The sequence below is a fragment of the Aquipseudomonas ullengensis genome, assembly GCF_014174475.1.
Taxonomy (GTDB): domain Bacteria; phylum Pseudomonadota; class Gammaproteobacteria; order Pseudomonadales; family Pseudomonadaceae; genus Aquipseudomonas; species Aquipseudomonas ullengensis.
Genome location: NZ_JACJUD010000002.1, coordinates 763,843 through 789,142, shown reverse-complemented (window position 1 = coordinate 789,142; position 25,300 = coordinate 763,843). Strand labels below are relative to the sequence as shown.

Annotated in this window: 28 protein-coding genes; 9 read left to right on the top strand and 19 right to left on the bottom strand. The window is 64.8% G+C overall.

The window, feature by feature from the left end; translation table 11 throughout:
* Window position 1: 1 nt before the first annotated feature.
* Window positions 2-838, bottom strand: a complete 837-nt coding sequence (locus tag H3H51_RS09050) for an SDR family NAD(P)-dependent oxidoreductase (RefSeq protein ID WP_183088711.1) — start codon at window positions 836-838, stop codon at window positions 2-4.
* Between the two features lie 39 nt (window positions 839-877).
* Window positions 878-3,022, bottom strand: a complete 2,145-nt coding sequence (gene dinG, locus H3H51_RS09045) for an ATP-dependent DNA helicase DinG (RefSeq protein ID WP_183088710.1) — start codon at window positions 3,020-3,022, stop codon at window positions 878-880.
* A 93-nt stretch (window positions 3,023-3,115) separates the two neighbouring features.
* Here dinG and H3H51_RS09040 point away from each other — a divergent pair, with 93 nt between their 5' ends.
* Window positions 3,116-3,580, top strand: coding sequence for a CopD family protein (locus H3H51_RS09040; RefSeq protein WP_183088709.1), 465 nt, complete (start codon window positions 3,116-3,118; stop codon window positions 3,578-3,580).
* A gap of 108 nt (window positions 3,581-3,688) precedes the next feature.
* Here the strand turns inward: H3H51_RS09040 and H3H51_RS09035 are convergent, their stop codons facing one another.
* Complete coding sequence (locus tag H3H51_RS09035) at window positions 3,689-4,426, bottom strand: OmpA family protein (RefSeq protein ID WP_183088708.1); 738 nt, start codon at window positions 4,424-4,426, stop codon at window positions 3,689-3,691.
* A gap of 107 nt (window positions 4,427-4,533) precedes the next feature.
* Window positions 4,534-5,223 carry an OmpA family protein gene (locus H3H51_RS09030; protein WP_183088707.1) on the bottom strand — a complete coding sequence of 230 codons (690 nt, stop codon included), beginning with the start codon at window positions 5,221-5,223 and terminating at the stop codon, window positions 4,534-4,536.
* Window positions 5,224-5,336: 113 nt separating this feature from the next.
* On the opposite strand from H3H51_RS09030, the gene H3H51_RS09025 reads away from it, so the two are divergent.
* Complete coding sequence (locus tag H3H51_RS09025; protein WP_183088706.1) at window positions 5,337-5,825, top strand: DUF6231 family protein; 489 nt, start codon at window positions 5,337-5,339, stop codon at window positions 5,823-5,825.
* Between the two features lie 4 nt (window positions 5,826-5,829).
* The gene (locus H3H51_RS09020; RefSeq protein ID WP_183088705.1) at window positions 5,830-6,300 is read left to right on the top strand and encodes a YchJ family protein; all 471 of its coding nucleotides are present in this window, start codon (window positions 5,830-5,832) and stop codon (window positions 6,298-6,300) included.
* Window positions 6,301-6,333: 33 nt separating this feature from the next.
* Here the strand turns inward: H3H51_RS09020 and H3H51_RS09015 are convergent, their stop codons facing one another.
* Window positions 6,334-6,906 carry a hypothetical protein gene (locus H3H51_RS09015; RefSeq protein WP_183088704.1) on the bottom strand — a complete coding sequence of 191 codons (573 nt, stop codon included), beginning with the start codon at window positions 6,904-6,906 and terminating at the stop codon, window positions 6,334-6,336.
* Window positions 6,907-7,017: 111 nt separating this feature from the next.
* Here H3H51_RS09015 and H3H51_RS09010 point away from each other — a divergent pair, with 111 nt between their 5' ends.
* The 6 genes from H3H51_RS09010 to H3H51_RS08985 all read left to right on the top strand — a co-directional run bounded on the left by H3H51_RS09010 (window position 7,018) and on the right by H3H51_RS08985 (window position 13,773).
* Window positions 7,018-7,524 (top strand): LEA type 2 family protein, encoded by a 507-nt coding sequence (locus H3H51_RS09010; protein ID WP_183088703.1) that lies wholly within the window; start codon window positions 7,018-7,020, stop codon window positions 7,522-7,524.
* Window positions 7,521-7,727, top strand: coding sequence for an SEC-C metal-binding domain-containing protein (locus H3H51_RS09005; protein WP_183088702.1), 207 nt, complete (start codon window positions 7,521-7,523; stop codon window positions 7,725-7,727). Before H3H51_RS09010 ends, H3H51_RS09005 begins: the two co-directional genes overlap by 4 nt.
* 126 nt (window positions 7,728-7,853) lie before the next feature.
* Complete coding sequence (locus tag H3H51_RS09000) at window positions 7,854-10,391, top strand: penicillin acylase family protein (protein ID WP_183088701.1); 2,538 nt, start codon at window positions 7,854-7,856, stop codon at window positions 10,389-10,391.
* A 477-nt stretch (window positions 10,392-10,868) separates the two neighbouring features.
* Window positions 10,869-11,546, top strand: coding sequence for a polysaccharide lyase family 7 protein (locus H3H51_RS08995; RefSeq protein ID WP_183088700.1), 678 nt, complete (start codon window positions 10,869-10,871; stop codon window positions 11,544-11,546).
* Window positions 11,547-11,818: 272 nt separating this feature from the next.
* Complete coding sequence (locus H3H51_RS08990; protein WP_183088699.1) at window positions 11,819-12,298, top strand: hypothetical protein; 480 nt, start codon at window positions 11,819-11,821, stop codon at window positions 12,296-12,298.
* A 206-nt stretch (window positions 12,299-12,504) separates the two neighbouring features.
* On the top strand, window positions 12,505-13,773 hold the full coding sequence (locus H3H51_RS08985) for an outer membrane protein transport protein (protein WP_183088698.1): 1,269 nt from the start codon (window positions 12,505-12,507) through the stop codon (window positions 13,771-13,773).
* Window positions 13,774-13,848: 75 nt separating this feature from the next.
* Here the strand turns inward: H3H51_RS08985 and H3H51_RS08980 are convergent, their stop codons facing one another.
* From H3H51_RS08980 to cobO, 14 genes are all read right to left on the bottom strand, one after another.
* Window positions 13,849-14,397, bottom strand: a complete 549-nt coding sequence (locus H3H51_RS08980; RefSeq protein ID WP_183088697.1) for a glutathione peroxidase — start codon at window positions 14,395-14,397, stop codon at window positions 13,849-13,851.
* A 61-nt stretch (window positions 14,398-14,458) separates the two neighbouring features.
* On the bottom strand, window positions 14,459-14,581 hold the full coding sequence (locus H3H51_RS21275) for a hypothetical protein (RefSeq protein ID WP_268945820.1): 123 nt from the start codon (window positions 14,579-14,581) through the stop codon (window positions 14,459-14,461).
* Window positions 14,578-15,783: an MFS transporter gene (locus H3H51_RS08975; protein ID WP_183088696.1), complete on the bottom strand. Its 1,206-nt coding sequence runs from the start codon at window positions 15,781-15,783 to the stop codon at window positions 14,578-14,580. Before H3H51_RS08975 ends, H3H51_RS21275 begins: the two co-directional genes overlap by 4 nt.
* A 41-nt stretch (window positions 15,784-15,824) precedes the next feature.
* Window positions 15,825-16,238 (bottom strand): MarR family winged helix-turn-helix transcriptional regulator, encoded by a 414-nt coding sequence (locus H3H51_RS08970; protein WP_183088695.1) that lies wholly within the window; start codon window positions 16,236-16,238, stop codon window positions 15,825-15,827.
* Window positions 16,239-16,460: 222 nt separating this feature from the next.
* Window positions 16,461-17,198: an adenosylcobinamide-GDP ribazoletransferase gene (locus tag H3H51_RS08965; RefSeq protein WP_183088694.1), complete on the bottom strand. Its 738-nt coding sequence runs from the start codon at window positions 17,196-17,198 to the stop codon at window positions 16,461-16,463.
* A 1-nt stretch (window position 17,199) separates the two neighbouring features.
* A complete protein-coding gene (cobC, locus tag H3H51_RS08960) occupies window positions 17,200-17,772 on the bottom strand; it encodes an alpha-ribazole phosphatase family protein (protein WP_183088693.1) in 573 nt (190 codons plus the stop codon).
* The gene (gene cobT, locus H3H51_RS08955; protein WP_183088692.1) at window positions 17,769-18,827 is read right to left on the bottom strand and encodes a nicotinate-nucleotide--dimethylbenzimidazole phosphoribosyltransferase; all 1,059 of its coding nucleotides are present in this window, start codon (window positions 18,825-18,827) and stop codon (window positions 17,769-17,771) included. The genes cobC and cobT overlap by 4 nt, the downstream gene beginning before the upstream one ends.
* On the bottom strand, window positions 18,824-19,345 hold the full coding sequence (cobU, locus tag H3H51_RS08950) for a bifunctional adenosylcobinamide kinase/adenosylcobinamide-phosphate guanylyltransferase (protein WP_183088691.1): 522 nt from the start codon (window positions 19,343-19,345) through the stop codon (window positions 18,824-18,826). Before cobU ends, cobT begins: the two co-directional genes overlap by 4 nt.
* Before the next feature lie 59 nt (window positions 19,346-19,404).
* Entirely contained in the window at window positions 19,405-20,859 is a 1,455-nt protein-coding gene (locus tag H3H51_RS08945; RefSeq protein ID WP_183088690.1) for a cobyric acid synthase, read from the bottom strand.
* Window positions 20,856-21,839, bottom strand: a complete 984-nt coding sequence (gene cobD, locus H3H51_RS08940; RefSeq protein WP_183088689.1) for a threonine-phosphate decarboxylase CobD — start codon at window positions 21,837-21,839, stop codon at window positions 20,856-20,858. Before cobD ends, H3H51_RS08945 begins: the two co-directional genes overlap by 4 nt.
* Complete coding sequence (gene cbiB, locus H3H51_RS08935; RefSeq protein ID WP_183088688.1) at window positions 21,832-22,740, bottom strand: adenosylcobinamide-phosphate synthase CbiB; 909 nt, start codon at window positions 22,738-22,740, stop codon at window positions 21,832-21,834. Before cbiB ends, cobD begins: the two co-directional genes overlap by 8 nt.
* Window positions 22,737-23,387 (bottom strand): 5,6-dimethylbenzimidazole synthase, encoded by a 651-nt coding sequence (gene bluB, locus H3H51_RS08930; protein ID WP_183088687.1) that lies wholly within the window; start codon window positions 23,385-23,387, stop codon window positions 22,737-22,739. Before bluB ends, cbiB begins: the two co-directional genes overlap by 4 nt.
* 10 nt (window positions 23,388-23,397) lie before the next feature.
* Complete coding sequence (locus tag H3H51_RS08925; RefSeq protein WP_183088686.1) at window positions 23,398-24,690, bottom strand: cobyrinate a,c-diamide synthase; 1,293 nt, start codon at window positions 24,688-24,690, stop codon at window positions 23,398-23,400.
* A complete protein-coding gene (gene cobO, locus H3H51_RS08920) occupies window positions 24,690-25,298 on the bottom strand; it encodes a cob(I)yrinic acid a,c-diamide adenosyltransferase (protein ID WP_183088685.1) in 609 nt (202 codons plus the stop codon). Before cobO ends, H3H51_RS08925 begins: the two co-directional genes overlap by 1 nt.
* Between the last annotated feature and the right edge of the window lie 2 nt (window positions 25,299-25,300).

Genomic DNA, 25,300 nt, shown 5'->3' with positions numbered 1-25,300 from the left:
TTCACACCGCCGAGCGCTTGATCCGATCAAGCAGCCGATCCGGCAACAGGCGATTGAGCACGCGAAACAGCTTGGCCGGTACGGTGACCGGATAGCGAACCCGCGGCACCCGGCGCTGCAAGGCCCGCAAAACCACCTCTGCCACGGCCTCGGCGGGCAAGGTGTACTTCACCGCCGCACCCTCCTTGGCCAGGCGTTCCTCCATCTGCACATAGGCCTCGGCATGCACACTGCGCTGCCTGTCGACGTGCTTGCGCAAAGCCACCAGGCTGTTGGCACGAAAGCGCGCCATGATCGGCCCAGGCTCGATCAGCACCGCCTCGATGCCGCTACCGCTCAGTTCCAGGCGCAAGGTATCGACCAGGCCCTCGATGGCGAACTTGGAGGCGTTGTAAGCGCCACGCAGCGGCAGCGCCGCATAACCAAGCACCGAGCTGTTGAACAGGATGCGACCATGGCCCTGGCGCCGCATCACCGGCAACACCGCGGCGGTCAGTTCGGCCGGGCCGAACAGGTTGGTCTCGAACTGCTCGCGCCAGGCCATGCGCGGCAAATCCTCGATAGCGCCCGGCTGGCCATAACCACCATTGTTGAACAGCGCATCCAGGGTGCCGCCGGTCTGCACCAGCACCGCCGCCAGAGCCGCCTGGATGCTCGCCGAGTCATTCAGGTCCAGCTGCAGGGCGGTAAACCCTTCCGTCTGCAGGCAGGCGACATCCTCGGCATCACGCGCCGAGACGAACACCTGCCAGCCGGCTGCACGGCAAGCCACCGCACTGGCGTAGCCGATGCCCGAGGAGCAGCCGGTAATCAGGATGGAACGGGGAGCGTTGGACACGGAGCCCTCTCCTTGGCGCAGATGGATGATGGATAAAACTCAGCTGATCTCGCGGCGAAACGGCGGTAGCGCGTTGAGGATGGCCTTGCCGTAGCGCTGGGTCACCACGCGCCGATCCAACAGCGTGATGGTGCCGCGATCTTCCTCGGTACGCAGCAGACGGCCGCAGGCCTGCACCAGTTTCAACGAGGCATCGGGCACGGCGATTTCCATGAACGGGTTGCCGCCGCGTGCTTCGATCCACTCGGCCAACGCCGCTTCCACCGGGTCGTCCGGCACGGCGAAGGGGATCTTGGCGATCACCACGTGCTCGCAATAGGCACCCGGCAAATCGACGCCCTCGGCGAAGCTGGCTAGGCCGAAGAGCACGCTTTCCTCGCCGCTGTCGACGCGCGCCTTGTGTTTGTTCAGGGTTTCCTGCTTGGACAGGTTGCCCTGGATGAACACGCGCTTGCGCCATTCGCGATCGACACCGTCGAACACTTCCTGCATCTGCTTGCGCGAAGAAAACAGCACCAGGGTGCCGCGCGAGCCTGCCACCAACCCTGCCAGGTCGCGAATGATCGCAGCGGTATGCGCCGCCGCGTCACGCGGGTCGGCCTTGAGATCCGGCACCCGCAGCACACCGGCGTCGGCATGCTGGAATGGGCTGGGCACCACGGCGGTGACCGCCGCCTTGGGCAGGCCGGCACGCATGCGGAAACGGTCGAAGCTGTTCAGCGCAGTCAGCGTGGCCGAGGTCACCAGGGCGCCATAGGCGACATTCCACAGGTTGCGACGCAGGGTCTCGGCGGCGAGGATCGGGCTGGCGTTGACCTCGATATCGAACAGCGCACCGCTGTCGGCCAGGGTCAACCAGCGCGCCATCGGCGGGCTGTCCTCGGGGTCTTCAACAGTGAAGGCGGTCCACAGCTCCCAGTTGCCCTGGGAGCGCGCCAGCAAACTACCGAACAGCGGATACCACTCCTCGGCCTGGTGGCTGGCGATGCCGACACTGCCCTCTCCATCCATGGCCTCCTTGAGCAATTCGGTGAGACGGGTGAACACATCCGTCAGCTGCGAGAAGCCTTTCTTCAGCTCGATGCCTTGCTCACGCAAGTGTTCCGGCACCAGGCCGCCGACGAACCGATGGCGCGGACGCTCGCGGCCTTCCATGTCTTCGCCGGCCTTGAAATCGGCCAGTTGCTCGCAGGTGCTGAACATGAACTGCTGCTGGGTGCGCAGCTCGCGGGCCATTTCCGGGACTTTCTCGATCAGCCGGCCGAGGTCGCCGGGCAACGGGTTCTGTGCCAGCAGCTTGGTCAGGTTCTTTTCTATCTGGCCGAGCCAGTCGGCCGTACTGCGCAGGCGAGTGAAGTGGGCGAAGTGGCCGATGGCCTTGTCCGGCAGGTGGTGGCCTTCGTCGAACACGTAGAGGGTTTCACGCGGGTCGGGCAGCACCGCGCCGCCGCCCAGGGCCAGGTCGGCCAGCACCATGTCGTGGTTGGTGACGATCACGTCGACTTTGGTCATGCCTTCGCGCGCCTTGTAGAAGGCGCATTGGCCGAAGTTCGGACAATGGCGGTTGGTGCACTGGCTGTGATCGGTGGTCAGGCGGCTCCATACGGCATCATCGAGTTCCTCGGACCAGCTGTCACGATCGCCGTCCCAGCGATTGCCGGCGAGCTTCTCGATCATCCCGGTGAACAACTTTTGGCTGCTTTCGTCGACATCCAGGCGAAAGCCTTCTTCGGCGAACATCTGTGCGGTAGCGCCCTGGGCCTCACCTTCCTGCAGCAGCATGTCGAGCTTGGACAGGCACAGGTAGCGGCCTCGGCCCTTGGCCAGGGCGAAGCTGAAGTTCAGGCCGCTGTTACGCAGCAGGTCCGGCAGGTCCTTGTGCACGATCTGTTCTTGCAGCGCCACGGTGGCCGTGGCGATCACCAGGCGTTTGCCGGCGGCCTTGGCGATGGGGATCGAGGCCAATGCATAGGCCACGGTCTTGCCGGTGCCGGTGCCCGCCTCGACCGCCACCACGGCCGCCTCGCCATCGCGCTGACCTTCGTCGTTATGCTGGATGGTGCCCAGCACCTTGGCGATCTCGGCAATCATCAGGCGCTGGCCATAGCGCGGTTTGAGGCTCTTGGCTTCGAGGAAGCGGCTGTAAGCGCCCTGGATCTGGGACTTGAGTTCGGGACTGAGCATGGGGCGCGCAATAGAGACTGGATAAATTCTCAGTAGTTTACCGGCAGGTTATGATGCCGCGCCATGCTTAACCGCCCACTGACGGAGAACCCGATGACTGCCTTTGCCGCTACCTATGCCCTGCATGTACTGGCCGCCCTGATCTGGGTCGGCGGGATGTTCTTCGCCTGGATGATCCTGCGCCCCGCCGCCGTTGCCACCCTGGAAGCGCCCGCACGCCTGACGCTGTGGGCCGATGTGTTCCGGCGCTTCTTCCAGTGGGTATGGGCTTGCGTACTGCTACTGCCGATCTCCGGCATGGCCATGCTGCACCTGCGCTTTGCCGGCTTTGAAACCGCGCCTCGCTACGTGCACATCATGATCGGCCTGTTTATCGTCATGCTTGCGCTGTTCCTGCGCGTGCAGTTCCTGGTGCTTCCGGAACTGCGCCGTGCCATTGCCAGCCAGGACTGGCCTGCCGGTGGCGCCGCACTCGGCAAGATCCGCAAGCTGGTGGGTTTCAACCTGCTGATCGGCCTGACGCTGGTGGCGGTTGCAGCGATCCGGCCCATGTTCTGACGCTACCTGAGCGCTTTGCGTGCAGGACAGAAAGAGGATTTGAAGGGGAAACTCCTGCGCTATCGAGTTAGCGATAACGCAGGAGCGGACTGCGGACCAATAGGCTGACTAAGGCTTGGCCTCAACTGCCGCTTCTACCCGGCGGTTGATGGCTCGACCTTCGTCGGTATCATTATCGGCAACCGGTTTCGACTCACCGTAACCTGCTGCCGACACCCGATCGCCGCCCACACCATATTGGTTGACCAGCACATCACGCACCGCATTGGCGCGGCGTTCGGACAAGCTCTGGTTGTAGGCATCGGTACCCTTGGAGTCTGTATGCCCTTCCACCACGGTAGTGGTTGCAGGGTACTGACCCATGAAGTCGGCCAGGGCCTTGATATCGGCCTGACTCTCTTCTTTGACCTCCGACTTGTCGAAGTCAAACTTCACGTCCAATTCGACGCGCACCGCTTCGGTCGCCTCGGCAACCGGCTCTGCAGCAGGTGCTTCGGTGCTCGGATAGTCCGGCAGCGGACAACCGTTATGACGAACCGGGGTATTGGCAGGGGTATCCGGGCAACGGTCGCGGCGATCGTGTACACCATCGCCATCTGCGTCACCATCCTGGGCATAGCACACCAGAGTACCGAGGACCGCACCGGCCACCGCTCCTCCACCTGCCCAAGCTGAACTCTCGATTGCGCCAAGCCCGCCTCCGGCCAAGCCGCCAATCACTGTACAAATCGGCCAGTTCCCTTGGTTAAGCGGTGCGTCTCCCGTACTGGAAGTCGTAGCGCAACCAGAAAGAACACTACTGACCAAGAGAAGGGGTACTGCAGCCCTTGAGAGTCTTGTTCTCATGGCGATGATCTCCTGTGTCACCGGTTGAATACCGGTAACACAGGAGTAAAGACCCGTCCCCCGAAGTCTACAAGCCCGCTAGGGCAGGCATATCGGGGGCTCGGGGGTTACGGACGGGTTTCCACCTCAGCCTCAACGCGACGGTTGATGGCACGGCCTTCTTCAGTCGCGTTGTCAGCAACCGGGCGGCTTTCGCCATAACCGGCAGAGTTCACGCGATCAGGCGACAGACCGTACTGGTTGACCAGCACATCACGCACGGCATTGGCGCGGCGTTCGGACAGGCCCTGGTTGTAAGCATCGGTGCCCACCGAGTCGGTGTGGCCTTCTACGTCAGTCGTGGTTTGCGGGTATTGCGACATGAAGTCGGCCAGGGCTTTGATATCGCCATAGCTCTCTTCCTTGACCTTGGCCTTGTCGAAGTCGAACTTGACGTCCAGTTCGACGCGAACCGGCTCGGCAACTACAACTTCTTCAACCACGGCAACCGGCTCCGGCAATGGGCAGCCTTTCTCGTCGACCTTGGTGCCTTTCGGCGTATCACGGCAGTCGTCGAGCTTGTTGACTACGCCGTCACCATCCTGATCGCCATGTACCCAGCAATAGGCCGCGCCGGTAAGAGCACCAAGACCCAAGCCAGCAGCAGCCCAAGAGGAACTCTCGATGGCGCCCAGACCTGCGCCACCCACACCACCGATCAGCGCGCAAGGCGGCCAATCGGTTTCGGGAAGGCTCGAGCAGCCTGTCAACAGACTGCCACACAGAAGCAAAGGTACCGCTGTCCTTACCATGTTCATCTGCATCTCTCCTCGATAGATCGGTTTATCCCGATGCTAGGAATTAAAGACGCAGCTATTAAAATCCGCCAATCTAGAGCCAATCTGATTGAATCATCTGCGAAGAGAAACGCATGAGCACACCGCAAACGCCGCAACAGGCGATCGCCGCCCTTCTCGACCGCTATCGTCCCGGCAACCTATTGGTGGTCGGCAGCGGGGAAATCCCGGCCGTGGCCGCGTTCGCCGCCGCGCACCCTGAAAGTCACGTCCTGCAAGTGCCCGCAGGCCCTTTGCCGCCCGAGGCGGCGGCCCAGCGCTTCGAATTGGCACTGCTGGTCGACTGCCTGGAACACCTGCCCAAGCGCACTGGCCTGGAGCTGCTGGGCGGCATCCGCAACCTGAACGCTAGCCGCCTGGCCGTGCTGGCCGATCTCAGCGCCTGCGATTGGCAGGAGGCCGACTTCTTCTCCCTCGGTCTGCGCGTGGATGCCCGTTTTAGCCGTGATGAACAATGCCTGCACCTGTTCAGCTACGACCTGCACGACTACAAGCAGATCCCCGACTGGCTCAACGCGAAGTTCTGGGCCAACCCGGAAAACTACGGAAAATACTGGTGGTGATGCGATGAGTCAGGCCTGTCCCTGCGGTAGTGGCAGCTCGCTGGAGCAATGTTGCGGCCACTACCATAGCGGCGAAGCCCACGCGGCGAGCGCGGAAACCCTGATGCGCTCGCGCTATAGCGCCTATGTGCTGGGGCAGATCGATTACCTGATCGCCACCACTCTGCCGGCCCAGCAAGCGGATTTGGACAGCACCGCCATCCGCGCCTGGAGCCTGGGCAGCACCTGGCTCGGCTTGGAAGTGGAAAGCAGCGAACTGATCGGCGGGCAACCCGAACACTCCTTCGTCACCTTCACCGCACGCTGGCATGACGACAGCGGCGAGCACAGCCATCGTGAGCGCTCCTCCTTCGTCCAGCACGGCACGCGCTGGTACTTCATCGACCCGACCGTGCCGCTCAAGGCCGGACGCAACGACCCGTGCCCCTGCGGCAGCAAACAGAAATTCAAGAAGTGTTGCGCAAGCTATCTGTGAAATGCACAAGGCCCTCGAATGAGGGCCTTGTCTTTATTGCAGCTTCAGGTGCGAGGTATCGGGCGGGGGCGCCGCCGGCTCGGCCTTGGCCTGGCCCATGTCACTGCCGGTCGGTGCCAGGCTGAACTGGCTCAGATCGACGTGCGGCGCCTGCGGGTCAGGTCGCGCATCTTGCAGGTCGACGCCCACCGGCGCGATGCCGAAATCCGGCGCCTCGACATCGGCAAACGCCGCCATGTATTCATCACGCGGGATAACCCGCGCACCTGGCCCCGCACTGGTCACAGGCGCAGCAACAGGTGCCGAGGGAGTAGCTGCTGCGGGCGCAGGTGCAGCCGGCTGTGCAACAGGCGGCGGCGCCAGCTCCACTTCTTCTATATCCAGCGACTGGACGATGGCCACCGCGCCAGCCCGCTCCAGGGTCGCACGGTACTTCTCCGCGCCAGCGGCATCCAGGTTGCTCTTGATCACGATGCGCCGCCCGGAGAACAACAGTGCAATGCGCTGCTCATCCGCCTGAAACAGCCGCGTCAGATTCTCCTTCACCAGCTCCAGCTGGGCGCCTGGCACCAACTGCCCGGCGAAGGCGATCTCGTAGAGGCTCATGGTCACACTCCTGTCCAATTCGGTCTCCAGTATGGCGCAGTTTTTTTCTCAGAACAGCCCATGGCGGCCAAGCAGGCGCTTGGTACACTGGCGCGACCAAGGGAGTCACTCATGCTCGATCAGATACGGATACTCAAGCTGATCAGCCTGACAGTAGTTCTCGGCCTATTCGCAGGCCTGCAAGGATGCGCCAGCTGGTTCAGCGGCGATTTCCAGGACCCGGAAGTCCGTCTCGTCAAGGTTGATGTGGTCAAGGCCAGATTGCTGGAGCAGCAGTTCGTCCTGCGTTTTCGCATCGACAACCCCAACGACGACAGCTTCCCCGCGCGCGGCCTCGACTACAGCGTGCAACTCAACGGCGTGCCGCTGGCCAGCGGCGAGTCCAGCGAGTGGTTCAGCGTGCCGGCGCGCGGTCATCAGGTGTTCGATGTGCCGGTACGGACCAACCTGTGGCGGCACCTCAAAGACATCGTGCGCGCCCTGGAAGACCCCGATCAGCCGATTCGCTACAGCCTTAGCGGCGAAGTGAAAACCGGCCTGTTGTTCGGTCGCAGCGTGCACCTTGTGCGCAATGGCGAGATAATCCCCAGCAATTACATACCGGAGGATTCCCCATGACCCAACAACCCCACGTCCACGGCCCGGACTGCAACCACGATGACGACCACAGCCACGACCATCATCACGATGACGGCCACGTGCATGGCCCGCATTGCGGTCACCATCAGGAGCCGGTGCGCAACCCGCTGAAGGAAGTCGGTCGCAACGACCCCTGCCCGTGCGGCAGCCAGAAGAAATTCAAGAAGTGCCACGGCGCCTGATCTGATCGATCACCGGCAGGACTGCACAGTCCTGCCGCCACTCTCTACGCTGCGCCCCTACCGCGTTACCGCTCCCGCCCTCTACAATTCGCCCATCCTCCGACTCCCTGCGCCAGGAGCCAGTTCATGGGTTCGCGCCTGCTCTCTCGTTCCGCATTCATCGCTGCCGCCTCGCTGCTCGGTTGCAGCCTGCTGCTCACTGGCTGCCAGTCCTTCCTCAATGGCCGCTATGCCGACAGTGTTCCGCCGGACCAGGGCATCGTCCGCGTCCAGGGCCTGGCCCAGAGCGTGGTGATACGGCGCAACCCACTGGGCATGCCGCTGATCGAGACCACCACCTTCCACGACGCGCTGTTTGCCCTCGGCTATGTGCATGCCAGCGACCGCCTCAGCCAGATGGTTGGCATGCGCCTGCTGGCCGAGGGCCGACTGGCTGAGATGAGCGGCCCCGGCGTGCTGGAAGTCGACCGTTTCATGCGCACGGTCAACCTCAAGCGCAGCGCCGAGGTGATGTACAAGAATGCCTCGCCGCGAATGAAGAAGTTCTTCGAGGTCTATGCCCGCGGCGTCAATGCCTACCTGTTCCGCTACAAAGACAAACTGCCGATGGACCTGGCCGAGTCCGGCTACCGCCCGGCCTACTGGAAGCCGGAAGACTCAGTACTGGTGTTCTGCCTGCTCAACTTCGGTTTGTCGGTCAACCTGCAGGAAGAAATCGCCTCCCTGGTGCTGGCCGGCAAGGTCGGCAGCGACAAGCTGGCCTGGCTGCTGCCGACCTACCCGGATGAGCCCCTGCCGTTCGAGGAAGCCGAGAAGCTGCGCGGCCTCAACCTCGCCGGGCAGATCCCCGGACTGGCCGCAGTCGACCAGGCCGCCAGCCAGGTCGCCGCGCTGAACATGCTCGGCGTCGCCGCCTCGAACAACTGGGCCATCGCCCCGCAACGCAGCCGCAGCGGCAAGAGCCTGCTGGCCAACGACACCCACCTGCCGCTGTCGATGCCCTCGATGTGGAACTTCGTGCAGATCCGTTCGCCGAAATTCCAGGCCGCCGGGGTCTCCATCGCCGGCGTACCGGCGGTGGTCGCAGGCTTCAACGGCAAACTGGCCTGGGGCATGACCATGGTCATGGGCGACAACCAGGACCTGTTCCTGGAGAAGGTCAAACGTGAAGGCGGCCGCCTCTATTACCTGGCCGACGGCAAATGGCAGCCGGCCATCGAGCGCCAGGAAACCTTCTTCATCAAGGGCCAGCGGCCGATCCGCGAAAGTGTCTTCGAAACCCGCCACGGCCCGCTGCTGAACAGCGCACTCGGCGAACGCAAGACACCCCTGCAACCGCTGGCGTTCAAAAGCGGTTACGGCCTGGCACTGCGTACCGGCCAGCTGGAAGCGGACAACTCGCTCGACGCCTTCTTCGATCTGTCCCGCGCGCAATCGGTGGATCAAGCCTTCGAGGCCACCCGCGAAGTTCGCGCCATGGCCCTCAACATCGTCTTCGCCGATGCCCAGCACATTGGCTGGCAGGTCACCGGGCGCTTCCCCAACCGCAAGGCCGGCCTGGGCCTGGTGCCGTCGCCGGGCTGGGACGCCGCGTATGACTGGGATGGCTACGCCGACCCGATGCTACACCCCTACGACCAGGACCCGATGCAGGGCTGGCTGGGCACCGCCAACCACCGCACGGTGCCGCGCGGCTATGGCATGCAACTGTCCAACTCCTGGTTCTACCCGGAGCGCGCCGAGCGCATTGCGCAACTGGCTGGCAGCGGCAAGCAGGACCAGCAAAGCATGATCGCCATGCAGTACGACCAGACCACGCCCTTCGCCGGCAAGCTGCAGGCGATGTTCGAAGCGCCGGTCATGGCCGCACCACTGAAAAAAGCCATCGATGCGCTACCCGCTGCCGACCGCGCCAAGGCCCGCGAGGCGTTCGACCGTTTGATGGCCTTCGACGGGCGGATGAGCGCCACCTCGGCCGATGCCGCGCTGTACAGCGTGTTCCTCCAGGAAAGCGCCCGGCAGACCTTCCTCGACGAACTCGGCCCACAAGGCAGTCCGGCCTGGCAAGCCCTGGTCGACACCGCCGACAACTCCTACTCGGCACAGGCCGACCACCTGCTCGGCCGCGACGACAGCCCGTTCTGGGACGATATCAAGACCCCGCAGAAAGAAGACAAGCCCGCCATCCTCGCACGCAGCCTGGCAGCCACCGTGAGCCAACTGGAAAGCCAGCTGGGCAGCACGCGCAGCGCCTGGCAGTGGGGCAAGTTGCACAGCTACACCTGGCGCAGCACGGCCACGCAGATGGCACCTCACCTGAGCAGCGGCGAGCGCAGCAGCATCCAGGCCCTGTCCGGTTACCTCGATCGCGGCCCATACCCGGCAGGCGGCGACCACGGCACCTTGAACGTCTCGGCCTATCACTGGGGCGAGAATTTCGACACCTGGCTGATTCCGGCCATGCGCATCGTCGTCGACTTCGGCCGCGAAGAACCACTGATCGGCGTCAACAGCTCCGGCCAGTCGGGCAACCCAGCCAGCGCGCATTACGCCGACGGTATCGATGCCTGGCTCAAGGGTGGCTACATGAGCTTCCCCTTCCAGTCGCGCAACATCGACAAGACCTATGGCAACAAACGGTTGTTGCTGATGCCGGGCAAGTGACCCGACTCAGCTGCCCGAGGTGAGTCGGGCACCACCCATTGACCTGTGTTTTTCCCAAGGGCGCCTCCGGGCGCCCTTTTCTTTGCCTGGAAAAGTGCTGGGGTAAAGTGTGCGACAGCGCACACAACCGCTCTAGCACGGGCAATCCACTCGTCGGCAGAGCGATTCTGGACGACTTGATAAAAGTTCCCGACGTGTGCAAAAAAATCCTTTGCCATCAGCATTCGCCCATAGAAAACGGAATTCAATTTCCACATATCGCCATTTTTTCGACGCCAATATAACGACAAACGGTGGTTAACCTTCTCCTTGCCAGGCCGTATAAAGCGCCACACCCGCCGCATCAGCACTTCCTGAGCGGGCCATTTGAGCTTCATTCAGCGCGCATGTGACTGGCAGGGCAGCCAGGTAGTTTTCGGATTCAGGATTAATCCGCGCCCCGGATGCCCTTTCGTTTTTTACGGAGTCACCTGCCACATGATCGACCTCAACACCTGGAACCTCACCATTCCTGTCGGCGAGCCTGCCACCACCATCAGCACTCCTTTGCTCGCCAACGGTTACCAGGACGACTATTTCAAGAACATCAACGGCACCCTCTTCTTCTGGGCACCGGTCAACGGCAGCACCACCAAGAACGCCAAGTACCCACGCAGCGAACTGCGCGAAACCTATGCCGACGGCAAACTGCGCAACTGGAAGTACACCGCCGCCGACAACTACCTGAAGGCCACCCTCAAGGTCACCCAGGTCCCCTCGACCGGCAAGGTTGTGATCGGTCAGATCCACAACGTCGAAGGCGACGATCCACCCATCAAGCTCTCCTATCAGTACAAGAGCGACACCAAGACCGGCAGCATCGTGGCTATCTATCGCCCGGCGCCCGGCCTCGACACCCAGAGCATCACCGTCCTCAAAGGCGTGCCGCTGGGCCAGAGCTTCAACTACACCATTCGCCTGACGCCTAGCGGCACCTTGGCGATCTACGTGAAGACGCCGAGCACCACCACCGTCAAGTGGACCGCCAAGCTGGACAAGGCCTGGGCCGCCCAGACCATGTACTTCAAGGCTGGCAACTACGTACAGGACAACGTCGGCGACAACACCGAAGCCGGCTCGGTGACCTTCACCTCGCTGACTGTCCAGCACCTGTAATCCCCTCACCACCGGTTCAGCACTCACTCTACGGGGTGAGTGCTGCCCCCCCTCCCTGGCTCCCTTGGCTTCCAATCGATCACTTTTTAAGCACTGGTCGATATATAAGCCTTATTCAAAATCCTTAAACAGTTTAAAAACAGCCCTTTACAGCCGACTTGTAGCACTACACTTCACATTGAGCGGCTAACCCCGCTCCCGGTGGGGTCTTTATTAAAATCAAGTACAGCTGCCAAGCACCTGACCCCACCGGCACCCTTTGCGAGGGTTCCATGGGAATTGCTGCCAACGAGCTATGCCAGTACGTCATCCGCCCTACCCTCCTCTATCTGGGGCGTCACTCCGCTACCGCCGAAGCCCTGTTGCTCGGCACCGCCGCCAGCCAGTCCGACCTCGGCTCGGCCCTCGACGACCGCCACGGCCACGGCCTCTACCGCATCAGCGAACTGCGCCATCAACAGTTGTGGGATCTGCACCTGGCCCGCGACCCTGATCTCGCCAGCCTGGTTCGCGGCCTGGCCAGCCAGCACGCGTTTCTTGCCGCGCCACACCTGGAGCTGACCGTCAACCTGCGCTATGCCACGGCCATCGCCTGGTTGATGATCGAAGCCGATGCCGCCGAACTGCCAGCCGCCGATGATTTACATGGCCTGGCGCGTATCTGGCGCCGAGTGTTCCAGCCCCACGGCCACCTGCGCGACTTCCTCAGCGCCTGGCAGCACTGCGTACCGGAGCAGCCCCGCGTCGCGTAAATAGAGGGAACATCCGCCAACAAACGTCGTCCTAGCTGACGGACGGTAGAAAGCATTCATTCGCATTCATTAGCTGACCGATAAGACAGTCTTATCGGCTCGATTTCTTTAACGAATCTTCACTAAAAATGCAGGCTAGAGCGGTTGGCAAGCCCCGGCAAAAGGGGTAGTTTGCCGCCCCCGCTTTACTGAACGTGAGCTTCCTAATGAAAAACGTATGGTTTAAAACCACCCTCGCCCTGGCCGTCAGCGCCATTTCCACCCACAGCTTGGGCAACGGAATTGCCATCAACGAACAAAGTGTCAGCGGCATGGGTACCGCTTTCGCCGGCCGCGCCTCGGCCGCCCAGGATGCTTCCACCCTGTACGGCAACCCTGCCGGCCTGGCCAAACTCAAGCGCACCGAAGTCATCGCCGGTATGGCGATGATCGACGCCAAGGTCGACATCGACCACTCCAGCGCCGCAACCAGCGAAGGCGACATGGTGCCGCTGGCTTCCGTACCGTTCGGCTACATCGCCACCCCGCTGAATGAAGACTGGCACTTCGGCCTGGGCCTCTACGTGCCCTACGCCCTGATCAGCGACTACGAAAAAGGCTTCGGCGGCCGCTACAAGGGCCAGTACAGCAAGGTGCAAGTCATCACCCTGCAGCCGACCCTCAGCTACCAGATCAACGATCGCGTCTCCGTCGGCTTCGGCCCGACCTTCAACAAAATCGATGGCAAGCTGACCAGCAAGCTGGACAACAGCGCCGTCGGCGGCACTGGCGATACCGATATCAACATCAAGGGTGACGACACCGCCGTCGGCTACAACGTCGGCGTGCTGGTCGACGTCACCGACAAACTGGCCTGGGGCCTGACCTACCACTCCAAGGTCGACTACACCCTGGAAGGCCGCACCAAAGTCAGCGGCGGCGACGGCCTGACTGCGCTGTTCAACGGTCAGTACGACGCCCAGCTGGACTTCACCACCCCGGAATCGGTCGACACCTCGGTGACCTACAAGCTGGACGACAAGTGGACCCTCTACGGCGGCGCCACCTGGACCCGCTGGAGCCGTCTGCAGGCGATCATCGTGGAAAACCAGGGCACCCCTGCCGGCCTGCTGGATGAAGTCAGCGAAGAGCTGAAGTGGAAGGACACCTGGGGCTTCGCTGTCGGCACCTCCTACCAGCTCAACCCGCAATGGGTGCTGCGTACCGGCTTCGCCATCGACGCCGCACCGACTGCCAACGACAACCGCACCGTGCGCATCCCAGTGGGCAACCGCAAGGTGTTCTCCCTGGGCGCCGGCTGGTCGCCGACTGCGGACATGACCATCGACGTGGCCTACTCCTACCTGCGCGAGAACGAAGCCAAGGTCAACCAGGAAGCCACCGAGCTGGCCGGCGTCGAAATCGCCCCGGGCTACAGCGCGACCTACAACAACAGCGCCCACGGCCTGGGCGCGCAGGTCACCTACCGTTTCTGACGGTCGGCCTGCACATGAAAAAGCCGGGCATTGCCCGGCTTTTTTCTGCCTGTCTGTTGTGCCCTGCGCCCCGCCTCAGGGTTGCTGGGCAATCGCCTGTTCGATGGCCTTGCGCAAGTCCTCGTCGTCCGGCGTGGTCAGGCTGGAAAAGCTGGCGATGACCTTGCCGTCGCGCCCCACTACATACTTGTAGAAGTTCCAGCGCGGCGCACTGCTCTGCTCGGCGAGCTGACGGAACAGCGGCACAGCGTCATCACCGCGCACATGCTGCGGCTCGCTCATGGCGAAGGTCACGCCGTAGTTGACGAAGCACACCTTGGCCGTTTCGCTGGTATCGGCGTCTTCCTGCTTGAAGTCATTGGAAGGCACGCCCAGCACCTCCAGGCCCTGGTCCTTGTAGCCCTGGTACAGGGTTTCCAAACCCTTGAACTGAGGAGCGAAGCCACAGTAGCTGGCGGTATTGACCACCAGCAGCGGCTTGCCGGCAAAGCGCTGGCACAGGTCGATCTGTTCCTTCGAGCGCAACTGCTGCAACTGCCCCTGCAGCAAGGGCGGGCACTCGGCCGCCTGCAAGGCGCCGGCAAACAGCGCAAGCAGCAGGCCGGTAGAAAAACGCAGGTTCATCGCACTACTCCTGATTCACTGATGCCACCACGCTACGCGCCAATGGCCGGTGCGGCAATCGTCAACACATCGGCATATCCAGTTGCAGCAACGCCAGCCCAGCGGATTGCCAGCCCCACCAGGCCAGCGCCAGCAGCGCAGCCAGGGCCAACCCGAGCAGCCCACGCAGCAGCGTCTTGTTCACGCTGCCGGCACCACGCGCAAACGCTCCACCGGCTGCTCGCGCACCGGCCAGTTGAGCGCCGCCGCCAGCAGGCCGAGGAGGATCGACAGCTGCCAGACCATCTCATAGCTGCCCGTATGGTCGTACAGGTAGCCGCCCAACCAGCCACCGAGAAAGGCGCCCAACTGGTGGAAGAGGAACACGATGCCGCCGAGCATCGACAGGTTGCGCACGCCGAACAGGGTGGCCACGGTGCCATTGGTCAACGGTACCGTGGACAGCCACAACAGGCCCATCGCCACGCCAAAGGCATAGGCGCTCCACTCGCTCAACGGCGAATAGACGAACGCCACGATCACCAGCGTACGCAACAGGTACAGAGCAGTGAGCAGGCGCGGTTTGGACATCCGCCCGCCGAGCCAGCCGGCAATATAGGTGCCGAACACATTGAACAGCCCCACCAGCGCCAGCACCGTGGTACCGACCTTGGCCGCCAGGTGCTGATCCACCAGATAAGCCGGCAGGTGCACGCCGATGAACACCACCTGGAAGCCGCAGACGAAGAAGCCCAGCGCCAGCAGCCAGAAACCGGAATGCGTGCAGGCCTCGCGCAGCGCCTGGCCCAGGCTCTGCTCAACACCCAGCGAAGGCAGCGGCTGATCACGCACCAGCAGCGCCAACGGCACGATCAGCGCCACCAGCAGGCCCAGCGCCAGCAAGGCCGCCGACCAGCCCAGCCAGCCGATCAGGCCGAGCGAGCCCGGCAGCATGGCGAACTGGCCGAAGGAGCCCGCGGCAGCCGCCATGCCCATGGCCATGCTGCGTTTCTCCATCGGCACCGCACGACCTACCACACCCAGCAACACCGAGAACGAGGTACCGGACAGGCCAATGCCGATCAACAGGCCGGCGCTCAGCGACAGCGACGCCGCCGAATCGGCGAAGGCCATCAGCAACAGGCCGGCGGCATACAGCACCCCGCCAACGGCGATGACCCGGCGCGCACCATAACGATCGGCAATCGCCCCGGTCACCGGCTGCGCCAGGCCCCAGATCAGGTTCTGCAGGGCAATGGCGAAGGCGAACACTTCCCGCCCCCAGCCGAATTCCGCGCTCATCGGCGTGAGGAACAGGCCGAAGCCGTGGCGAATACCCAGCGACAGCGCCAGGATCAGCGAAGCCCCGAGCAACACCCAGCCGCTGGTACGCCATACAGAAGTCATGATTCATCCTCCACGGGCAGCGCCCGCTCATTCACCAACACTCAGTCGAGCCGTTCCAACTCGCCCAGCAGTTCCAACAGCAGCGCACGGCGCTCACCGCCCATGCGCTCGGCCAGCTGCACCTGCGCCTGCTCCCAGGCCTGCAGCGCCTGCGCCAGGCAGGCCTTACCCGCTTCGCTCAGCGACACCAGGCGATTGCGCTGGTCCTCGCCACCAGACAACAACACTAACCCCTTGCCTTGCAGCACCTTGAGGTTGCGCCCCAGGGTGCTGCGGTCCAGGCCCAGCGACTCGGCCAGCGTGGTGATGCTCGGCTGGCCGAGGCGCTGCAGGTGTTTCAGCAGCGAATACTGGGCGACGTTGATCCCGACCGCGTCGAGGGCATCGTCGTAGAGCTTGGTCACGCTGCGGCTGGCGCGGCGCAACTTGGTACACAGGCAGTGGGTCGGCAACATGAATAGATGTATATACCCGCATCAGGCAAAACGCCCGCTACAGTTGACGAGCAACTGCGCGGTACAGTTGATTGAGTCAACCGTAGGGCGGGTGAAACCCGCGTAACCAATGCGCGGGTTTCACCCGCCCTACCCGGCTAGAACAGCAGTAGCCCGGACTTCAGTCCGGGGCAGGTCAGCTCCCGGATTGAAGTCCGGGCTACCGCGCTGCCAAATAGGCTTTCAGAGCAGCGCCAGGGCCACCAGCACCGCACATTCGGCCAGTTCCAGCAGCGCTCCGGCGGTATCGCCGGTGGTGCCGCCCAGGCGGGCGACGAAGGCGCGGCGCAGCAGGTAGAAGGCCAGCAGCGCGGCGAGGATGGCCGCCAGCACGCTCCAGCCGAACGCCAGCATGGCCAGGCCATTGACCGCCAGAAGCAGTGGCAACTGCTGGCGTGGCAGGTGCTGGCTAAGCGCCTCACCCAGGCCACCGGCGCGCACGTAGGGCGTAGTGAGAAACAGCAGCGGCAACAAGCTGCGCCCCAGCCAAGGCGCCAGCAGTAGAGCCGCCCACTGCCCGGCCTGCAGCAGCGCGACCAGCGCGGCGAACTTGAGCAGCAGCAGGAGCACCAGCACCACCACGGCGATCGGCCCGCTGCGCGGGTCCTTCATGATCGTCAGGGTGCGCTCGCGATCACCGTAGCCGCCGACCCAGGCATCCGCCGTATCGGCCAGGCCGTCCAGGTGCAGGCCGCCAGACAGCGCCACCCAGGCCGCCAGTAGCAATGCCGCGTGTAACAACAGCGGCGCGCTGCCCAGCAGCAGATGCAGAGCCAGCAACAGACCGCCAATCAGCAGGCCCACCAGCGGATACCAGAGCAGCGAGCGGCCGATATCCGCCGCCTGCGGCATACCCGGCAGGCGCACCGGCAAACGGGTGAGGAACTGCAAGGCGATCAGCAGGGCCAGCGGTAAGCGCATCTCAACACTCCCGCAACTGCAGGTCGACATCGACCTGCAGGCTGAACAATCCACCATGGGGCGCGGCCACCTGCATCAGTTGCTCAGGCGGCAACTGGCGGGCCCGCGCCAGCAGCAGGTTGATCACCCCGCCATGGGTCACCAGCAGCACATGGCGCCCGGCATAGCGCGCCTGCAATCGGGCCAGGGCGGCCAATACCCGCGCCTCGAAGCGCAGCAGCGTCTCGCCTCCTGGCGGCGTGAAGCTGTAAGGGTCCTGCCAGAACAGACCCAGTTCGCGCTCAGCGTCCTGCATCAGCTCCAGGGCGGTGCGGCCTTCCCACTCGCCGAAATGCAGTTCCTGCAGATCAGGCTCCAACTGCAACGGCAGGTCGAGCTGCGTCGCCAGCTCCGTGGCGAACGCGGCGCAGCGCTGCAGCGGCGAGCTGACCAGCGCATCCCAGCGCGGTTGCCCGGCAACTGCCTGGCGCAATTGCGCCCAGCCCGCAGCGGTCAGCGCATCGTCGATGCTGCCGCGAAAGCCGCCGCCACGCTCGGTCTCGCCATGGCGCAACAGGTCGAGACGCAGGCTCATACCGGACGATCCGATACCGCCGCCTCGGCGAACGTGGCCATCTCGTTGTGCAGCGCACAGGCTAGGCGCAGCAGCGGCACCGCCAGTGCGGCGCCGCTGCCCTCACCCAGGCGCAGGCCGAGTTGCAGCAGCGGCTCGGCCTGCAGTGCATCGAGTACCAGGCGATGCCCCGGCTCGGCGCCGCAGTGGGCAAACAGCAGCCAGTCACGGCAGGCGGGATTCAAGCGCACCGTACAGAGCGCCGCCACCGTGCAGATGAAGCCGTCGACCAGCGCCGGCAGGCCCTGCTCCGCACAGGCCAGGTAAGCGCCGGCGAGCGCGGCGATCTCGAAACCGCCGAGGTGGCGCAGCACCTGCAACGGGTCGTTCAACTGCGCTGCGTGCAGCACCAAAGCACGCTCGATCACCTGCGCCTTGTGCGCCACGCCAGCACTATCCAGTCCGGTACCGGGGCCTACCAGTGCATCGGCTGGCTGCCCCAGCAAGGCACAGGCCAGCGCTGCAGCAGCCGTGGTATTGCCAATGCCCATCTCCCCGCCAATGAACAACTCGGCGCCGGCCGCCCGGGCCCGGCGCACGCTGTCACGCCCGGCTTCGAGGGCCTGCAGGCACTGCGCCTGGCTCATCGCCGGTTCGCGGGCGAAGTTGCGGGTGCCGGCGCCCACCTGCAGATGGCGCACGCCCGGCAAGGGCGGCAGCGGCACGGCCGTGCCCAGGTCGACCACATCCAGCAGCGCGTCGAGCTGGCGGGCCAGCACGCTGATCGCCGCGCCGCCGTTGACGAAGTTGTGCAGCATCTGCCCGGTGACGGCTTGGGGAAAGGCCGATACACCCTCCTCGACCACGCCATGGTCGCCGGCAAAGATGGCGATCCACGGTTGCCCGATGCTCGGCCGCTCGCGGCCCTGCAAACCCGCCAGGGTGATCGCCAACTGCTCCAACTGGCCCAGCGAGCCAGCCGGTTTGGTCAGTTGCGTTTGTCGCTGGCGGGCAGCCGCAGCAGCCTGTTCATCCGCTTGCCGAAAAGCCTGCTGCCACCAGAAGGCGGTACTCATAGCGGCGCTCCTTTGAGCAACATGGGCAGACCGGCGACGCAGAACAGCACGCGCTGGCTGCGCTCGGCCAGGGCCTGGTGCAGCCAGCCGGCCTCGTCGACATAACGGCGGGTCAGTTCGCCCAGCGGCACCACGCCCAGTCCGGTTTCGTTGCTGACCAGGATGATCCGCCCCGGCAGCTCGGCCACGCCGGCCAGCAAGGCGTCGCGCTCTGCCGCCAGGCGCGCTTCATCCTCCAGCATCAGCAGGTTGGTCAGCCACAGGGTCAGGCAATCCACCAGCAGGCAACGCTCGGCGGCGGCCTGTTCGTGCAGCACGCGCAGCAGCGCCAGCGGTTCTTCCACCAAGCCCCAATCGGCCGGACGCCGCGCACGGTGATGGACGATGCGCTGGTTCATTTCGCCATCCAGCGCCTGGCTGGTGGCGATATAGGTAACCGCCAGGCCGCTGTCGCTGGCCAGTTTCTCGGCCAGGCGACTCTTGCCGGAACGGGCGCCGCCGAGGATCAGTTCAAGCATCGTGTGTTTCCTTTGTCATCGCCCCAGCCCTCTCCCCAAAGGGGCGAGGGAGTCGAACGCTACAGCCCGCACAATTCCCGCAATTTACCGGTATCCATATGCGCCTCGACCAGATCGGCCAGGCGCTCGATATCCCGTTCGCGCAGGGCGTGGTAATCAACCTGCTGCACCTGGCGCAAACCGGCCCAGCGCAGCAGAGCCGCACAGGCCGCACTCGATTCGAACAGACCATGCAGATAAGTACCGATGACCTGCCCGTCGGCGCTGCAAGCGCCATCGCCACGCCCATCATTCAGGTGCACCGCCGGGGATTCCAGGGCCGGACCGCTGCTGACACCGGCGTGAATCTCGTAGCCGCTGACGGCCGCCTGCTCCAGGCTCAGCACGCCCTGCACATTGCGCAGCTGTTTCTGCGCCTCCAGCACGGTGACGAACTCCAGCAGACCAAGCCCTGCGCTGCTACCCGCCGTGCCTTCCAGGGCCAGCGGGTCGTCGATGCGGCTGCCGAGCATCTGCAAACCACCACATATGCCCAACAGCTTGCCGCCATAGCGCAGATGGCGCTGGATCGCCGCTTCCCAGCCCTGCTCGCGCAGGTGCGCCAGGTCGGCACGCACGCTTTTCGAGCCGGGCAGGATGATCAGGTCGGCCGACGGGATGGCCTGGCCGGGGCCGATGAATTGCAGGTCCACCTGCGGGTGCAGGCGCAGCGGATCGAAGTCGGTGTGGTTGCTGATACGCGGCAGCACCGGTACCACCACCTTGAGCAGCTCGGCGCCCTTGTGCGCCTGGCGCACGTCAATGGCGTCCTCGGCTTCCAGGTGGAAGTCCATCAGGTACGGCAGCACGCCCAGTACCGGCTTGCCGGTGCGCTGCTGCAGCCAGTCCAGGCCGGGTTGCAGCAGCGCGATGTCGCCGCGAAAACGGTTGATCACGAAGCCTTTTACCCGCGCCTGCTCGCTGGGCGAAAGCAGCTCCAGGGTACCGACCAGGTGGGCGAATACGCCGCCCTTGTCGATATCGGCAATCAGGATCACCGGGCAATCCACTGCCTCGGCAAAACCCATGTTGGCGATATCGCCGGCGCGTAGGTTGATCTCCGCTGGCGAACCCGCGCCCTCGACCATCACTACCGGGTATTGCGCGGTAAGACGCTGGTGCGAAGCCAGCACGGCCGCGTGGGCCGTCTGCTTGTACGCGTGATAATCCACGGCATTCATGTTGCCGATGGCCTGGCCGTGGATAATCACCTGGGCGCCGGTATCGCTGTTGGGCTTGAGCAGCACCGGGTTCATGTCGGTATGCGGCGCCAGCCCAGCCGCCTGCGCCTGCACCGCCTGGGCGCGACCGATCTCGCCGCCATCGGCCGTGACGGCGGAGTTGAGCGCCATGTTCTGCGGTTTGAACGGCACCACGCTGACACCCTGGCGCTTGAGCCAGCGGCACAGCGCGGTCACCAGAGTGCTCTTGCCGGCATCGGAGGTGGTGCCCTGCACCATCAGCGTGGCGCTCATTGCGGCATCTCTCGCAGGGCCTGCTCCAGGCGCTGCCAGCCAGCCTCGTCGGCAGGCAGGCCAAAACGCAGGCAGCGGGCCTCGGCGAACAGGCGCAGGAGAATGCCGCGCCGGGCAAAGTAACCATGCAGACCGACCGCCTGGGTATGGCCGACCAGCTGGAACAACGCGGTGCCGCCAGCCGGTGCCAGGCCATAGCTACTGAGCAACACCGCCAGGCGCAGACCGTCGCCACGCAGGCGTTCGCGTTGGCGTGCCTGCCCCTCGGTATCCGCCAGCAGCACGGCTGCCACCGCCCGCGCCGGGCCGCTCACTGCCCAGGGGCCGAGCGGCTCGGCCAGGCGCTCCAGCAATTCGCTTTCAGCCAGGACGAAGCCCAGGCGGATACCGGCCAGGCCAAAGAATTTGCCGAACGAGCGCAACACGATCAGCCCCGGCAGGTGGCTGTCGGCAGCCAGGCTGTGCTCGGGCGTGCAGTCGATGAACGCCTCGTCCACCACCAGCCAGCCGCCGCGCGCAGCCAGGCGTGCGTGCCAGTCGAGCAGTTGCTGACGTTCGATCAGTCGCCCGCTGGGGTTGTTGGGGTTGACCACCACCAGCACATCCAGGCGCTCCAGGGCGCGATCCACCGCCCCTTCGCCCAGTTCGGTGACCTGATGGCCTTCGCCGCGCCAGGCCAGGGCATGCTCGGCGTAGGCCGGCGTCACCACCCCAACCCGTGCGCCACGGCGCAAGCGCGGCAACGCCTGAATGGCCGCCTGCGAACCGGCCACCGGCAACAAAGCCGGCGCCGCGTAGTAGTCGCGGGCCAGTGCCTCCAGGCCATCGTCGCTCTCCGGCAGGCGTTGCCAGGCCGACTCGGGAATCGCCGGCAGCGGCCAGCCATAGGGAGCAATCCCGGTGGACAGGTCCAGCCAGTCCGCCAGGGCTATGCCATAGCGCTGGGCTGCTGCGCGCAGCCGGCCACCGTGTTCAAGCAAGGCAGACACTCCCCATCAGCAACACCACTAACCACACCAGCACGCCACCGTTCACCAGATTAAGCGCCCGCTCGATATCACGCGCCTGCGCCGGCGCACCCTCGCCCAGCACCGGCCGCTCATGCAGTTCCCCATGGTAGACCGCCGCGCCGCCCAGGCTCACCGCCAGGGCACCGGCACCGGCAGCCATCACCGGGCCGGCATTCGGGCTGTCCCACAGCGGTGCCTGCTGGCGCCAGCAGCGCAAGGCCAGGCGGGTGTTGCCGAGCAGTGCATAGGTCAGCGCCACCAGGCGCGCCGGGATGTAGTTGAGCGCGTCGTCGATCTTCGCCGCCGCCCAGCCGAAGCGCTCGAAGCGTTCGTTGCGGTAGCCCCACATGGCGTCCAGGGTATTGCTCAGGCGGTACAACACCACGCCCGGCGCCCCCGCGACGGCAAACCAGAACAGCGCGGCGAACACCGCATCGCTGCCGTTCTCCAGCACCGACTCGGTACCGGCGCGCGCCACCCCACTGCTATCCAGCTCGGCGGTACGTCGGCTGACCATGTAACCGACCCGTTTGCGCGCCTCGGCCAGATCGCCCAGGCGCAGGGCCTGGGCCACGGGTAATGCATGCTGGCCCAGGCTTTTCAGGCCAATGGCGAAATACAGCGCGGCGATCTGCACCAGCCAGCCGAGCGACTCGCTCAGGCTGAGCAAGCCGACCAGCAGCACCGGCGGCAACACCGCCATGCACCAGCCGGTAACGCCATGACTGCGCCAGCCATAGCCACCGCTGTTGAGGCGCTGTTCGATGCGCTGCGCCAGGTTGCCGAAGCCCACCAGCGGATGCCAACGACGCGGCTCGCCAAACCAGGCGTCCAGCGCCACGCCCAGCAGGCTGAACAGGGCCAGGCTCATTCGTGCTGCCCCCAGGTGTCGGTGAACAGCAGGTCCTGCAGCGGCCGCGCCTGCGCCCAGCCTTCCTGCACCAGCATTGGCTCGGCATAGAACTCGGTCACCGGTCCCAGGCACAGCACCGCCACCGGCTTGCTGCCGGGCGGCATGTGCAGCAGCTCGGCCAGCGCCTGCGGCTCGAACAGCGACACCCAGCCCAGCCCCAGCCCTTCGGCCCGGGCGGCCAGCCAGAGGTTCTGGATGGCACAGGCCACGGAGGCCAGGTCCATTTCCGGCAAGGTGCGGCGCCCGAAGATGTGCTCTTCGCGCCGGTCCGTCAGCGCCACCACCAGCAGCTCGGCACAGTCGCGGATGCCCTCGACCTTGAGCCGCATGAAGTCATCGCTGCGTTCGCCCAAGGCCTCGGCGGTGCGCACCCGCTCGGCCTCGACCTGGGCGTGGATGGCCTCGCGCAGCTCGGCGCGGGTAATGCGGATAAAGCGCCAGGGCTGCATCAGGCCGACACTGGGCGCCTGGTGCGCGGCCTGCAGCAGGCGCGCGAGCAACTCGGGCGTCAGCGTGCCGCCGGCGAAATGGCGCATGTCGCGCCGCTCGGCGATGGCGCGGTAGACCGCGGCGCGCTCGGCGTCGCTGAAAGCCTGTTCGCTCATGCTCGTCTCTTCATGGCAACAGCAGCCTGGCCGCGGCCTGCGGGTTGGACGGCAGGTAGAAGTGAATATAGGAAGCGGTCAGCCGGCCGATGCGGTACACCGCCTCGGCAGCCGGGCGCTGGTTCGGGCTGCTGCCTCGGGCCAGCGGCTCAAGGGCACAGTCGAGCAGCGAATGGTGGTAGGTGTGCCCGCGCAGCAGGCCTTCCGGCAGCTCCACCTGCTGCAGGCCGAGGGCGGCCATGCGCGGCTGCATCTGCGCGCAGCCCGGCAGCAGGCCGAGCAACTCGCCACTCTCGCCCTGCTTGTCGGTGAGCCGGTCGAGCAGGTAAAGCATGCCGCCACACTCGGCCAGAATCGGCTTGCCGGCGGCATGGTGCGCCGCGATCGCCACCGCCATGCGGCGATTGTTCTGCAACTGCGCCAGGTGCAGTTCCGGGTAACCACCCGGCAGGTAGAGACTGTCCACCTCGGGCAACTGGCTGTCGCCAAGCGGCGAGAAGTACTCCAGCTGCGCCCCCAGGCGCTGCAGCAGGTCGAGATTGGCGCGATAAATGAAGGCGAACGCAGTGTCGTACGCCACACCGACACGCACGCCGGCCAGCAGCGGCTCGACCGGCACGGGTTCGGGCACCGCGAAGCTCACCGGGTCCGGCAGGCTGTCGCCAGCGGTGGCCAGTAGGGCATCGGCGGCGGCATCCAGGCGTTTATCCAGATCCGCCAGTTCATCGGCCTGCACCAGGCCCAGGTGACGACTGGGCAACTCGACCTCGGCGCTGCGCGGTAGCGCGCCAAACCAGCGGATCGCCGGCGGCAGGCTGTCGCGCAGGATCTCGCCGTGGCGGGCACTGCCCACCCGATTGGCCAGCACGCCGGCGAACGGCAGGCTGTGCTGGAAGTTGGCCAGGCCATAGGCCAGGGCACCGAAGGTCTGGGCCATGGCGCTGCCGTCGATCACTCCCAGCACCGGCACCTGGAAACAACGCGCCAGGTCGGCGGCCGAAGGGCTGCCGTCGAACAGGCCCATCACCCCTTCGATCAGGATCAGGTCGGCCTCACCCGCCGCCTCCCAGAGCAGGCGCCGGCACTCGTCCTCGCCAACCATCCACAGGTCGAGCTGGTACACCGGCGCGCCGGATGCACGCGCCAGGATCATCGGATCGAGAAAGTCCGGCCCGCACTTGAACACCCGCACACGCTTGCCGGCCCGCGTATGCAGGCGGGCCAGGGCGGCAGTCACGGTGGTTTTGCCCTGCCCGGAAGCAGGTGCGGCGATCAGCAGAGCGGGACAGCAATGGGCATCCATCAGAACTCGATGCCCTTCTGTGCTTTCACCCCGGCCTTGAAGGCATGCTTGACCAGGCTCATGTCGGTAACGGTGTCCGCCGCCTCGATCAGCTCATCGCGGGCGCCACGACCGGTCACCACCACATGTTGCAGGAATGGCCGCGCGTGCAGGTCAGCCAGCACCACGTCCAGCTCCAGATAGCCATGCTTGAGGGCGATGTTCAGCTCATCCAGCACCACCAGGCCAATGTCCTCATCAGCCAGCAGCTCGCGCGCCACTTGCCAGGCCTCCTCGGCCTTGAGCTTGTCGCGCTGGCGGTCCTGGGTTTCCCAGGTGAAGCCTTCGCCCATGCGGAAATAGCGGACTTCCTCGGGGAAGCGGCGGAAGAAGGCCTCCTCGCCGGTGGCCGCCCCCTTGATGAACTGCACCACGCCGACCTTGATGCCATGACCGAGGGCGCGGGCGACCATGCCGAAGGCCGAGCTGCTCTTGCCCTTGCCGTTGCCGCTGTGCACCAGCAGCAGACCACGCTCGTCGCTGGCCTGGGCAATCTTCTCGTCGATCACGGCTTTTTTGCGCGCCATACGCGCTTTGTGGCGCTCGTCGCGCTCCTCGGACTCAGTCATGC

Excerpts from the sequence above, each read along its gene's own strand:
- cbiB (WP_183088688.1), bottom strand. The coding sequence starts at position 22,740 with ATGAGCCTGGCCCTGTTCAGCCTGCTGGGCGTGGCGCTGGACGCCTGG.
- H3H51_RS08975 (WP_183088696.1), bottom strand. The coding sequence starts at position 15,783 with ATGACTTCTGTATGGCGTACCAGCGGCTGGGTGTTGCTCGGGGCTTCG.
- bluB (WP_183088687.1), bottom strand. The coding sequence starts at position 23,387 with ATGAGCGAACAGGCTTTCAGCGACGCCGAGCGCGCCGCGGTCTACCGC.
- H3H51_RS09005 (WP_183088702.1), top strand. The coding sequence starts at position 7,521 with ATGACCCAACAACCCCACGTCCACGGCCCGGACTGCAACCACGATGAC.
- H3H51_RS09000 (WP_183088701.1), top strand. The coding sequence starts at position 7,854 with ATGGGTTCGCGCCTGCTCTCTCGTTCCGCATTCATCGCTGCCGCCTCG.
- H3H51_RS08990 (WP_183088699.1), top strand. The coding sequence starts at position 11,819 with ATGGGAATTGCTGCCAACGAGCTATGCCAGTACGTCATCCGCCCTACC.
- H3H51_RS09040 (WP_183088709.1), top strand. The coding sequence starts at position 3,116 with ATGACTGCCTTTGCCGCTACCTATGCCCTGCATGTACTGGCCGCCCTG.
- H3H51_RS08965 (WP_183088694.1), bottom strand. The coding sequence starts at position 17,198 with ATGCGCTTACCGCTGGCCCTGCTGATCGCCTTGCAGTTCCTCACCCGT.
- H3H51_RS08995 (WP_183088700.1), top strand. The coding sequence starts at position 10,869 with ATGATCGACCTCAACACCTGGAACCTCACCATTCCTGTCGGCGAGCCT.
- H3H51_RS09035 (WP_183088708.1), bottom strand. The coding sequence starts at position 4,426 with ATGAGAACAAGACTCTCAAGGGCTGCAGTACCCCTTCTCTTGGTCAGT.
- H3H51_RS09010 (WP_183088703.1), top strand. The coding sequence starts at position 7,018 with ATGCTCGATCAGATACGGATACTCAAGCTGATCAGCCTGACAGTAGTT.
- H3H51_RS09015 (WP_183088704.1), bottom strand. The coding sequence starts at position 6,906 with ATGAGCCTCTACGAGATCGCCTTCGCCGGGCAGTTGGTGCCAGGCGCC.
- H3H51_RS08945 (WP_183088690.1), bottom strand. The coding sequence starts at position 20,859 with ATGAGCGCCACGCTGATGGTGCAGGGCACCACCTCCGATGCCGGCAAG.
- H3H51_RS08970 (WP_183088695.1), bottom strand. The coding sequence starts at position 16,238 with ATGTTGCCGACCCACTGCCTGTGTACCAAGTTGCGCCGCGCCAGCCGC.
- H3H51_RS09030 (WP_183088707.1), bottom strand. The coding sequence starts at position 5,223 with ATGAACATGGTAAGGACAGCGGTACCTTTGCTTCTGTGTGGCAGTCTG.
- H3H51_RS08985 (WP_183088698.1), top strand. The coding sequence starts at position 12,505 with ATGAAAAACGTATGGTTTAAAACCACCCTCGCCCTGGCCGTCAGCGCC.
- cobO (WP_183088685.1), bottom strand. The coding sequence starts at position 25,298 with ATGACTGAGTCCGAGGAGCGCGACGAGCGCCACAAAGCGCGTATGGCG.
- dinG (WP_183088710.1), bottom strand. The coding sequence starts at position 3,022 with ATGCTCAGTCCCGAACTCAAGTCCCAGATCCAGGGCGCTTACAGCCGC.
- H3H51_RS09025 (WP_183088706.1), top strand. The coding sequence starts at position 5,337 with ATGAGCACACCGCAAACGCCGCAACAGGCGATCGCCGCCCTTCTCGAC.
- cobU (WP_183088691.1), bottom strand. The coding sequence starts at position 19,345 with ATGCTTGAACTGATCCTCGGCGGCGCCCGTTCCGGCAAGAGTCGCCTG.
- H3H51_RS08925 (WP_183088686.1), bottom strand. The coding sequence starts at position 24,690 with ATGGATGCCCATTGCTGTCCCGCTCTGCTGATCGCCGCACCTGCTTCC.
- H3H51_RS09020 (WP_183088705.1), top strand. The coding sequence starts at position 5,830 with ATGAGTCAGGCCTGTCCCTGCGGTAGTGGCAGCTCGCTGGAGCAATGT.
- cobT (WP_183088692.1), bottom strand. The coding sequence starts at position 18,827 with ATGAGTACCGCCTTCTGGTGGCAGCAGGCTTTTCGGCAAGCGGATGAA.
- cobC (WP_183088693.1), bottom strand. The coding sequence starts at position 17,772 with ATGAGCCTGCGTCTCGACCTGTTGCGCCATGGCGAGACCGAGCGTGGC.
- H3H51_RS08980 (WP_183088697.1), bottom strand. The coding sequence starts at position 14,397 with ATGAACCTGCGTTTTTCTACCGGCCTGCTGCTTGCGCTGTTTGCCGGC.